Annotated in this window: 10 protein-coding genes; 9 read left to right on the top strand and 1 reads right to left on the bottom strand. The window is 60.9% G+C overall.

What is annotated here, in order from left to right:
• The first annotated feature begins 36 nt into the window (after nt 1–36).
• The 9 genes from def to FFV09_RS01900 all read left to right on the top strand — a co-directional run bounded on the left by def (nt 37) and on the right by FFV09_RS01900 (nt 9816).
• Nucleotides 37–519, top strand: a complete 483-nt coding sequence (def, locus tag FFV09_RS01940) for a peptide deformylase (protein ID WP_141446121.1) — start codon at nt 37–39, stop codon at nt 517–519.
• The gene (fmt, locus tag FFV09_RS01935) at nt 516–1466 is read left to right on the top strand and encodes a methionyl-tRNA formyltransferase (RefSeq protein ID WP_141446120.1); all 951 of its coding nucleotides are present in this window, start codon (nt 516–518) and stop codon (nt 1464–1466) included. Before def ends, fmt begins: the two co-directional genes overlap by 4 nt.
• 725 nt (nt 1467–2191) lie before the next feature.
• Nucleotides 2192–3514, top strand: coding sequence for a 16S rRNA (cytosine(967)-C(5))-methyltransferase RsmB (gene rsmB / locus FFV09_RS01930; protein ID WP_246098538.1), 1323 nt, complete (start codon nt 2192–2194; stop codon nt 3512–3514).
• A 201-nt stretch (nt 3515–3715) separates the two neighbouring features.
• The gene (gene rlmN, locus FFV09_RS01925) at nt 3716–4774 is read left to right on the top strand and encodes a dual-specificity RNA methyltransferase RlmN (protein ID WP_141446119.1); all 1059 of its coding nucleotides are present in this window, start codon (nt 3716–3718) and stop codon (nt 4772–4774) included.
• A 6-nt stretch (nt 4775–4780) separates the two neighbouring features.
• Nucleotides 4781–5563: a Stp1/IreP family PP2C-type Ser/Thr phosphatase gene (locus FFV09_RS01920; protein ID WP_141446118.1), complete on the top strand. Its 783-nt coding sequence runs from the start codon at nt 4781–4783 to the stop codon at nt 5561–5563.
• Nucleotides 5560–7908, top strand: a complete 2349-nt coding sequence (gene pknB, locus FFV09_RS01915) for a Stk1 family PASTA domain-containing Ser/Thr kinase (protein ID WP_141446117.1) — start codon at nt 5560–5562, stop codon at nt 7906–7908. Before FFV09_RS01920 ends, pknB begins: the two co-directional genes overlap by 4 nt.
• Nucleotides 7909–7990: 82 nt before the next feature.
• Entirely contained in the window at nt 7991–8899 is a 909-nt protein-coding gene (gene rsgA / locus FFV09_RS01910; protein ID WP_141446116.1) for a ribosome small subunit-dependent GTPase A, read from the top strand.
• A gap of 3 nt (nt 8900–8902) precedes the next feature.
• Nucleotides 8903–9568 (top strand): ribulose-phosphate 3-epimerase, encoded by a 666-nt coding sequence (gene rpe / locus FFV09_RS01905; RefSeq protein ID WP_141446115.1) that lies wholly within the window; start codon nt 8903–8905, stop codon nt 9566–9568.
• On the top strand, nt 9565–9816 hold the full coding sequence (locus FFV09_RS01900; RefSeq protein WP_141446114.1) for a hypothetical protein: 252 nt from the start codon (nt 9565–9567) through the stop codon (nt 9814–9816). The genes rpe and FFV09_RS01900 overlap by 4 nt, the downstream gene beginning before the upstream one ends.
• Before the next feature lie 203 nt (nt 9817–10019).
• Here the strand turns inward: FFV09_RS01900 and rpmB are convergent, their stop codons facing one another.
• Entirely contained in the window at nt 10020–10208 is a 189-nt protein-coding gene (gene rpmB, locus FFV09_RS01895) for a 50S ribosomal protein L28 (protein ID WP_141446113.1), read from the bottom strand.
• Nucleotides 10209–10392: the final 184 nt, after the last annotated feature.

The raw sequence follows: 10392 nt of genomic DNA, 5'->3' as shown, positions 1-10392 counted from the left end.
CCGACGACTACTACGGATTCAAGGAAGGTGCTTGACATGGCTATTCGACTGATCGTAAAACAACCCGACGAGGTTTTGCGCAAAAAAGCAAAAGAAGTGACGAAGATAACGCCGAACGTTCAGAAACTGATGGCCGACATGGCGGAGACGATGTACGATGCGCAGGGCGTCGGCCTCGCCGCGCCGCAGGTAGGCATCCTGAAGCGCGTTATCGTGATCGACGTCGGCGACGAACACGGGTTGATCGCGATGATCAATCCCGAAATCGTGGAGCGCGAAGGCGAACAGTTCGGAGCGGAAGGCTGCCTGAGCATCCCGGGACTGAACGGCGACGTGCGCCGTGCGCAGACCGTGACGGTTCGCGGACTGGATCGGGACGGCCAAAGCCTGAGCGTTACCGGCAGCGGGCTGCTGGCCCGCGCGCTGCAGCACGAAATCGACCATTTGGACGGCATTCTGTTTACGGATGTGGCGGACAAAATTTATGAATGGGGTCAGGAAAGCGAGGCAAACCAATGAGTGAAAAGAAAAGAATCGTATTTATGGGCACGCCGCAGTTTGCGGTGTCCTGCCTGGAAGCGCTGCTGGAAAGCGACTGCAATGTCGTGGCGGTCGTGACCCAACCCGACCGGCCGCAGGGCCGCAAAAAGGTGCTGACGCCGTCGCCCGTCAAGGAAGCGGCGCTGAAGCATCATCTGCCCGTGCTGCAGCCCGAGCGCATGCGCAGCAAGGAAGCGGTCGAAGAACTGGCTTCGTTCCATCCCGACCTGATCGTCACGGCCGCCTACGGCCAGATCCTGCCGAAGTCGCTGCTCGAAGTGCCGGAACTCGGCTGCGTCAACGTGCACGGCTCGCTGCTGCCCGCTTACCGGGGCGGCGCTCCGATCCAGCGTTCGATCATGAACGGCGAACCGAAAACGGGCATTACGCTCATGTATATGGCTGAAGGGCTCGATACGGGCGACATGATATCCGTCACCGAAGTGGACATTACGGACCGGGACGATTCCGGGTCGCTGTTCGAGAAAATGGCGGAAGCCGGCGCGGCGCTGCTCAAGCGCGAACTGCCCCGCCTGCTGAACGGCCGCGTTGCGGCCCGGGCGCAGGACGAGTCGCTTGCGACGTACGCGCCGAACCTGTCGCGCGAAGACGAACGGATCGACTGGACCCGTTCGCCGCGCGAGATCTTCAATCAGGTGCGCGGCTTGTCGCCGTTCTCCGGCGGCTATACGCTGTGGAACGAAGAAGTGTTCAAGATTTGGCAGGTGGAACCGCCCGAAGAGAACGGACCCGAAGCGGGAGCCGCTCCCGGAACGGTGCTTGACGTGAACAGCCAGGCGATCGTCGTCGCCTGCGGCAGCGGAGCCGTCCGGCTGACCAAAGTGCAGCCTGCCGGCAAAAAAGCGATGCCGGTGTCCGAATTCGTGCGCGGAACGTCGATGCAAGCAGGGACGGTGCTCGGATGAACGGAAACAAAGAGAACGGAAACAAACAAAACGGCAAACGTCCCGAAGGAACAGGGATCCGCATGTTCGGCACGGGAGCCAAGCCGTCCGGCGGCTTCGATCCGAACAAGCCCGCGGCTTCCCCGAAAAGCGCCGACGGCAAAAAGCCGACCGACCGCAAAAAAGTAGATGACCGTAAAAAAACGGACGATCGCAAAAAAGCGGACGATCGCAAAAAGGCCAAAGAACTCGGCCGCAACGCAAGCGGCGCGCTCAAGCGGATCGAAGCCAAAGCGGCGGGCAAATCCGCGGGCGGGTCCGACTCGAACAATGGGAACGCCGCGAAGCCGGCGGCCCGGCAGACCGCCAAGCCTGCCGCGCGGCCGTCGTCCAGACCGGCAGCCGCGCAGACAGCCGGGCCGCGCTCACAATCCGCGCCATCCTCGCAATCCGGAGCAGCCAGACCGGCAGCCTCGGTAGAAGCCAAGCCGGCAGCCGTGCATGAATCGGCATCTCGCTCGACAGCCGGTTCGAAGTCCGATGCCAGATCCAAGTCTGCATTCAAAGCCGCACCGGCAGACCGCCGTCCGGCGGCGTCGGCCTCCGATCGGCCGCGCTCCGGCGGAACCGGTCCTGCGGGCGCAGCCCCGAAGCCGGCGTCCGCCGCAGCGCAGCCGGCCAAGCCGAAGCCCGGCCCGAACGGCGGCTATCCGCGCCGGAGCCGCGAAGCTTCGACCGCGCGCGAAGTGGCGCTCAACGTGCTCACCGGCGTCGACGAGAACGCCGCGTACAGCAATTTGCTGCTGAACCGCGCGCTGCAGCAGGCGGAGTTGAGCCCGGCGGACGCGGGCCTTGCGACCGAGCTCGTCTACGGGACGATCTCGCGCCAGGCGACGCTGGATTATTTCCTTGATCGGTTTATCAAGAGCGGCGTCAAGCGCCTGAACCCGTGGGTGCGCAGCCTGATGCGGATGTCGCTGTACCAGATCCGCTACCTGGACCGGGTTCCCGCTCACGCGGCGGTGAACGAAGCGGTCGAGATTGCCAAGAAAAGAGGCCATTCCGGCATCGCCGCGATGATCAACGGCGTGCTGCGCAGCGTGCTGCGCGAAGGAGACGCGCTGTCGATTCCGGATGACCTGCCGACGGCGGAGCGGATCGCCCTGCAGCATTCGCACCCGCAGTGGCTCGTCGAGCGCTGGATTGCCCAATACGGCGAAGAAACGGCGGAAGCCGTCTGCGCGTCGAACAACGAAGCGCCGAAGGCGAGCCTGCGCGTCAACACGCTGCGAATGGATCGCGCGGAACTGCTGCGCGAACTGGAAGCCGAAGGCCGCAGCGTTCGCGCTTCGGACCTTGCGCCGCAGGGCGTCATCGTCGAGAGCGGCGGCAATCTGGCGAACGACCGTCTGTACCGGGACGGCCGCTTCAGTATTCAGGACGAGAGTTCGATGCTCGTGGCCGAAGCGCTGGCGCCGGAACCGGGCATGAGCGTGCTGGACTGCTGCGCCGCGCCGGGCGGCAAAACGGCGCATATCGCCGAGAAGATGGGCAACCGCGGGCGCATCGTGGCCAACGATCTGCATGAACACAAGCAGGGGTTGATCGCGGAGCAGGCCGAGCGGCTGGGCCTGTCGTGCATCGAGACGAGCGTGGGCGACGCCCTGACGCTCAAAGATCGCTTCGAACCGGCTTCGTTCGACCGCGTCCTGCTGGATGCGCCGTGTTCGGGCTTCGGCGTAATCCGGCGCAAACCGGATCTGCGCTGGGCCAAGACGCCGGAAGACGCCGCTTCGATCGCGAAGCTGCAGCGGCAGATGCTGGGCGCCGTGGCCGGTTTGGTGAAGCCGGGCGGCATCCTCGTCTACAGCACGTGCACGATCGAGCGCGAAGAAAACCAGCGCGCGGTCGCCGAATTCCTGCGCGACCACGCGGAATACGTCTCGGAGCCGTTCGACGCGCCTACGCTCGACGATCTGCCGCAGGCCGGCGGAGCGGGTGTACAAATCCTGCCGAACCAGTTCGGTTCGGACGGCTTCTATATCGCCAGACTGCGCCGCAGAGACTAAAGTTCCCGTACTTTTTTACCGAAAAAAAGGATTGAAAAGACGTCTGCGTCCGATAAGAAAGAGGGACCTTCGCCAGACCCGCCAGAGGGATGGTCGGGGTTCCTCTTTAGCATGAACGCCTTTTGTGCTAATATAGATAAGATGAAAACCGATAAAGTCAACGCATTCGATAAAATCAACGAACAGGGGATAACCGACAACATGAAACCTTTCATATACGATTACAATCTTGACGCTCTGCGAGAGTGGGTTAAGGAAAACGGAGAAGCGGCTTTCCGCGCCGACCAGATCTTCGATTGGATCTACGTCAAGCGCGTATCGAGCTTCGAGGAAATGACCAACCTGTCCAAAAGCCTGCGCGAGAAGCTGGACGGTCAGTTCGCTTTTGTCACACTCAAAGAAATTACCAAATTCCAGTCCAAAGACGGCACCGTGAAGTTCCTGTTCGGCCTGCATGACGAACATGCGATCGAGACGGTCATCATGAAGCACAACTACGGCAACAGCGTCTGCGTAACGACCCAGGTCGGCTGCCGGATCGGCTGCACATTCTGCGCGTCCACGCTCGGCGGACTGAAGCGCAACCTGACGGCGGGCGAGATCGTCGCGCAGGTCGTCGAAGCGCAGAAGATGCTCGACAAAGACGGCGAGCGCGTCAGCAGCATCGTGATCATGGGCTCCGGCGAGCCGTTCGAGAACTACGAAGCGACGATGACGTTCCTGCGCATCATGATCCACGAAAAAGGACTGAATATCGGACAGCGCCACATTACCGTCTCGACGAGCGGCATCGTGCCGAACATTTACAAATTCGCCGACGAAGACACGCAGATCAACCTGGCGATTTCCATCCATGCGCCGAACGACAAGCTGCGTTCCAAGCTGATGCCGGTCAACCGCCGTTATCCGTTCGACGACGTGATCGCTTCGCTCGATTATTATTTCGAAAAAACGGGCCGACGCCTCACGTTCGAATACGCGCTGATCGGCGGGGTGAACGACCAGGCCGAGCACGCGCAGGAATTGGCGGACGTGCTGAAGACGCGCATGGCGCACGTTAACCTGATTCCGGTCAACCACGTGCCGGAGCGCAAATACGTCCGTACGTCGCGCAGCGACATTTTCAACTTCCAGCGCATCCTGACCGAGAACGGCATCAATGCGACGATCCGCCGCGAGCAGGGTCACGACATCGCCGCGGCCTGCGGCCAGCTGCGCGCCCAACATATGCAAAAAGGACAGGAAAAGGCTGCGAGGTGAGCTAGGATGGCGATTCATACCGTTCATGCAACGCATATCGGAAACGTACGCAGCGTCAACGAAGACTTGTCGTGGGTCGGCCGGATCAAACCGGGCGGCTACACGCTCGGCATCGTGGCGGACGGAATGGGCGGCCACCTGGCCGGCGACACGGCGAGCCGCCTGACGGTGGAGACGATCGTCGCCGATCTCGGCGGACTGGAGCCCGGCTTGTCGATCGAAGCGTGCGAAGCGGCGCTCGGCGATGCGATCCTGCATGCGAACGAAGTCGTGTACCGCAAAGGCGAATCGGATATTCGCTACCATAACATGGGCACGACGGTCGTCGCGGTGCTGCTCAGCGGAACCGAAGGCATCGTCGCGCATATCGGCGACAGCCGGGCGTACCGGATAGATTCCGGCGGCATCGAGCGTCTGACCGACGATCATACGCTGGTCAACGAACTGCTCAAAAGCGGACAGATCACGCCGCAGGAAGCGGGAGCCCATCCGCGGCGCAACGTGCTGACGCGGGCGCTCGGCACCGACGCCGAAGTCAAGGTCGACGTGCGCCGCATCTCGCTGAATCCGGGCGAAGGGCTGCTGCTGTGCAGCGACGGCTTGAGCAATTTCGTGGCCGAGGCCGAAATGCTGCGCACGGTGCTCAAGCCGGGCGCGGCGCTCGAAGACCGCGCGCACAAGCTGGTCCGCATGGCGCTGGGTTCAGGGGGCGACGACAACATCACCGTCGCCCTGTTCGAAAACGGGCGCGCCGGCCAGGATCCGGCGACGAAGGAGTGGGTACAATGATCGGTCAGGTGTTCAGCGGCCGCTACGAAATTATGGAGCGCGTCGGCGGCGGGGGCATGGCGCTGGTGTACAAAGCGCTCGACCTGCTGTTGAATCGTCACGTGGCGGTCAAGGTGCTGCGCCAGCAGTTCATACACGACGACGAGTTTATCCGGCGTTTCCGCAGGGAAGCGCAGTCGGCGGCGTCGTTGTCCCACCCGAACATCGTCAGCATCTACGACGTGGGGCAGGAAGGCGAGACCCCGTATATCGTCATGGAATATATCGAAGGCCAGGATTTGGATCAGGTGATCAAGGAACGCGCCCCTCTTCCGGTCGAAGAAGCGGTTCGCTTCGCGTCCCAGATCTGCGACGCGCTCGACCACGCCCATACGAACCAGATCATTCACCGGGATATCAAACCCCACAATATTTTGATCGGCCGGGGCGGACGGGTCAAAGTGACGGACTTCGGGATCGCCCGCGCCGTCACGTCGACGACGATTACCCAGACGGGTTCGGTCGTCGGTTCCGTCCATTATTTCTCTCCGGAGCATGCCAAAGGCGTAAACGCCGGCGAAAAGTCCGACCTGTATTCGCTCGGCATCGTCATCTACCAGATGCTGACCGGCGCGCTGCCGTTCGAGGGCGAAAGCCCGATCAGCGTGGCGCTCAAGCATTTGCAGGACGAGTTCGAAGAACCGCGCAAGCTGAATCCGATGATTCCGCAGAGCGTGGAGAACATTATCGTCCGGGCGATGCGCAAAAATCCGTCCGAACGGTATGCGTCCGCGGCCGAGATGCAGAGCGATCTCGATACGTGCCTGCTGCCTTCGCGGCGCGACGAGCAGAAGATGCTGTTCGACGAAAAAGACGACGTGGACCGGACGCTGGTTGTGCCGGCGATCCGTTCTTCGTATACGTCCGCGCCGGATATGCAGCGCAGCGATTCGGCGGACAAAGGCAAAGGCAAAACCAAGCCTGCCGGCAAAAAAAGCTGGAAAAAGCCGGCGATCATCATCGGCTCGACGCTGCTGTTCCTGGCGATCGTGTTTATCGCGGTCATGCTGTGGAGCCGTCAGTTCGTCGTGCCGGAGACGACGGTGCCGAACGTGATCGGCCTGACCGAAGACGAAGCGCGCACGACGCTCGCCGCACGCAAGCTGGAAGTGGAAGGGGTCAAGTACGAATACGATCCGTCCACGGAAGCGGGCATTGTTTTCAGGCAGAGCAAGCTTGAAGGGCTCAGCGTCAAGGAAGGGGCGGCGCTGATCCTGACCGTCGGTTCCGAAAAACCGCTGACCGAGATGCCGAAGCTGACCGAGTCGAGCTACGACGAAGCGCGCCGGGATCTGGTGGCGCTCGGCGTGACCGAAGACCGGATCGTGCGCGAAGAGCAGTTCGACGATTCCGATCCGGAAACGGTCATCGCGCAGCAGCCGCAGGCCAGCGAAGATTTCGATCCCGAGCAGGCGACCGTCACGCTGACCGTCAGCATGGGCGTCGAAGAAAAAGAAGTGCCGGAAGTGGTCGGCAAGACGCGCCAGGAAGCGCTCGACGCCATTAACGGCCAGGCGCTTGCGCCTTCGTCGTCGGAAGAGCCGAGCTTCACGGTGGAAAAAGGCAAGGTCATTAGCCAGGAACCGCAGGCCGGGACCGAACTCAAGCCAAGCGAAGTCGTCAAGTTCGTCGTCAGCTCCGGCGTTCCGCCCGAAGCGCTGAACTTTACCGTTCAGGTGCCGGTCGAGCCTTCCGCGGAAGGCGTGGCGACCAAAGTCCGTATCGAATACAGCGATGCGCGCGGCGACCGGATCGAATGGGGCCGCGATACGATCTCGTCGGTGCGAATCTTCCCCGTGGCACTCGTGCTGGCTCCGAACCGAAACGGAGTCGTCATGGTCTACCGCGACAATCAGCTGATCTCGTCGTATCCGGTCGATTATACCGAAGCGAGCCGCGGGACGTTCCAGCAGCCGGAAGTTCCGGCCGAGGAACCGGAAGTCACGCCGCCGCCCGAGCCGCAGCCTGCCGACCCTCCGGCCGATAACGCCGGCGAACAGCCGGTCGAAGGAGAAGAGGCGCCGGAAGAAGGCGCCGCTCCTTCGGGCGAAGGTTCGACGGAAAATGCGCCGGAGGAGACCGCTCCCGAAGAACCGGCCCAAGAAGGTACGGACGAGGAAGTCACGGAAGAAGAGCCGACCGGCGATCCTTCCGCGCTCGCTCCGCCGGGGCAGGCCGTATCCGCCGGCAAAGTGGAGAAAGCCGCGCTCAAAAGCAACGGGAACAGCAGCAGTAACGGCAAAGGTAACGGCAATGGGAATGGTAACGGCAACGGCAAAAACAAAGAAAACCCCAACGGGAAATAAAAAGCTTCAACAATCAAACGGGCACCCGACGGGCCGGACGCAAGTCCGGCTCTCTCCCGTTACGGAAAAAGGAAGGTGAAGCATGCCAGAAGGATTAATCGTCAAAGCTTTAAGCGGCTATTACTACGTCAAGGATAACGAAGCGTCTCCCGGAGATAAAGCGATCCAGTGCCGGGCCCGGGGACTGTTCCGGCTCAAAGGCAAATCGCCGCTCGTCGGAGACCGCGTCGTCTACGAACTCACCGAGAACGGAGAAGGCACCGTCACCGAACTCAAGCCGCGAACGTCCGAACTGGTGCGTCCGCAGGTGGCCAACGTCAACGTGGCCGTTCTCGTCTTCTCGGTCAAGGAACCCGATCTGAGCCTCAATCTGCTGGACAAGTTCCTCGTACATATCGAGAACGAAGGACTCGAAGCGATCATCTGCTTCACGAAGATGGACCTGATCGCGGAAGACGACGTGCAGACCCGCGAAGAGGTAGAACAGGCGCGAGCGCTGTACACGTCGATCGGGTACGAGGTGCTGGAGACGAGCTCTCCGCAGGGACTCGGAGCCGATCGGCTGCGCGAGCGCCTGGCGGGCGAGATCAGCGTATTCTCCGGCCAATCGGGCGTCGGCAAATCGTCGCTGCTCAACGCGATGTTCGCCGATCTGGACCTGCTGACGAGCGAGATCAGCCTGCGCCTCGGCCGCGGACGGCATACGACGCGTCACGTGGAACTGGTCGATCTGGGCAGCGGAGGCTATATTGCCGATACGCCGGGCTTCAGCCAGCTCGATTTCCTGGAACTCGGCGTCGATGAACTGCCGAGCTGTTTCCGGGAATTCGCGGCGCTGGCCGACGGCTGCAAATTCCGCGGCTGTACGCATCTCCACGAGCCGCAGTGCAAAGTGCGCGAAGCGCTGGAACGCGGAGAGATCGCCGAGAGCCGCTACAAGCACTACAAAGCGTTTTACCAGGAAATGAAAGATAAAAAACGGAGGTACTGAACTATGGTATGGATTGCTCCTTCGATATTGTCCGCGGATTTCTCGAAGCTCGGAGCCGATGTCGCCGAAGTGGAACAAGGCGGGGCGGATTGGCTGCACGTTGATGTCATGGACGGGCACTTCGTGCCGAACATTTCGTTCGGCGCGCCGATCATGCGCTCGATCGCGCCGCTGACGAAGCTGCCGCTCGACGTGCATCTCATGATCGAGAACCCGGAAGATTATATAGCGGAATTCGCCAAAGCCGGCGCTTCCGTCATTACGGTGCATGCGGAAGCCTGCGTGCATCTGCACCGCGTCGTGCACCTGATCAAAGAACACGGAGTCCAGGCCGGCGTGGCGCTGAATCCCGGCACGCCGGTGTCGGCGATCCGCGAAGTGCTGGAAGATCTGGATCTCGTCTTGATCATGACGGTGAATCCCGGCTTCGGCGGACAGGCGTTTATCGAACGTACCGTGCACAAGATTCGCGAGACGCGCGAGCTGGCCGATTCGCTCGGCATGCACGATCTGCGCATCGAAGTCGACGGCGGGATCTCGGCCGACACGGCGGGCAAAGTGGTCGCTGCGGGCGCCGACGTGCTCGTGGCCGGCAGCGCCGTGTACGGCGCGAGCGATCGCGCCGAAGCGATCCGCGTCATCCGCGAAAGCGCGGAGCGTGGCGAATGAACCTCAAATCGACGCTGATGCTGGCTCTGGTCACTTCGGTGACCGGCCTGTTGATCGCGCTGTTCGCTTTTCTGCCGACGCCGTTTAACGCGCTCGTCGGCTTGTTGACCGCGGGACTCGTCATCTGGTACTTCCGCAAGCTGGAAGGGCGGGGGCCCAAGATCGGTTTCATCATCTGGACGGTGGTCTACTTCCTGTTCTTCACCGTGCTGATCGCGATGGTCCGCTATCAAATGGGCTTGATCTGATTACCCGGTAGGACGGGTCGGTCCGGCTCGATCAGACAAAGCTCGAATGGTAAAAAAGAACGCACGAAAAAAGCCGAAGTCCCGCTCCGGAAAGAGCGGACTTCGGCTTTTTTTGCCGTTCGGTCATACCTGACTTGCGGCTGTCGCCGCGATTAAACTAAAAAACACCCTCTGACGAAGGTGCTTTCCGGTCTATGTCTGGATTAAACGCGGGTCAATTTACCGGATTTGAGCGCCCGGGTGCTGACGTATACGCGTTTCGGTTTGCCGTTTACGAGGATGCGAACCTTTTGGACGTTAACTCCCCAAGTACGACGGTTGCGGTTGTTAGCGTGGGAAACGTGATTGCCGGAGCTTGGTTTTTTACCCGATACAAAACATCTGCGAGCCATGAATGACACCTCCTTGCTTAGATAAAACATACATAAGCAACACTTAGAACATCATAACACAACAAAAAAAGCTCCGTCAACGGTTCTAAAAACTTTATTTATTTATACGTGCGCTTATAGTACAATATTAGGTGGGGCCTTTTGCAAAATCTGCTTCAAAATTTTGCCCGGATTTTGCAAGAGG

This window comes from Saccharibacillus brassicae (assembly GCF_006542275.1).
GTDB lineage: Bacteria > Bacillota > Bacilli > Paenibacillales > Paenibacillaceae > Saccharibacillus > Saccharibacillus brassicae.
The sequence above is the reverse complement of the archived record's forward strand: the minus strand, read 5'-3'. Positions and strand labels throughout refer to the sequence as shown.

Excerpts from the sequence above, each read along its gene's own strand:
- def (WP_141446121.1), top strand. The coding sequence starts at position 37 with ATGGCTATTCGACTGATCGTAAAACAACCCGACGAGGTTTTGCGCAAA.
- fmt (WP_141446120.1), top strand. The coding sequence starts at position 516 with ATGAGTGAAAAGAAAAGAATCGTATTTATGGGCACGCCGCAGTTTGCG.
- rlmN (WP_141446119.1), top strand. The coding sequence starts at position 3,716 with ATGAAACCTTTCATATACGATTACAATCTTGACGCTCTGCGAGAGTGG.
- FFV09_RS01920 (WP_141446118.1), top strand. The coding sequence starts at position 4,781 with ATGGCGATTCATACCGTTCATGCAACGCATATCGGAAACGTACGCAGC.
- pknB (WP_141446117.1), top strand. The coding sequence starts at position 5,560 with ATGATCGGTCAGGTGTTCAGCGGCCGCTACGAAATTATGGAGCGCGTC.
- rsgA (WP_141446116.1), top strand. The coding sequence starts at position 7,991 with ATGCCAGAAGGATTAATCGTCAAAGCTTTAAGCGGCTATTACTACGTC.
- rpe (WP_141446115.1), top strand. The coding sequence starts at position 8,903 with ATGGTATGGATTGCTCCTTCGATATTGTCCGCGGATTTCTCGAAGCTC.
- FFV09_RS01900 (WP_141446114.1), top strand. The coding sequence starts at position 9,565 with ATGAACCTCAAATCGACGCTGATGCTGGCTCTGGTCACTTCGGTGACC.
- rpmB (WP_141446113.1), bottom strand. The coding sequence starts at position 10,208 with ATGGCTCGCAGATGTTTTGTATCGGGTAAAAAACCAAGCTCCGGCAAT.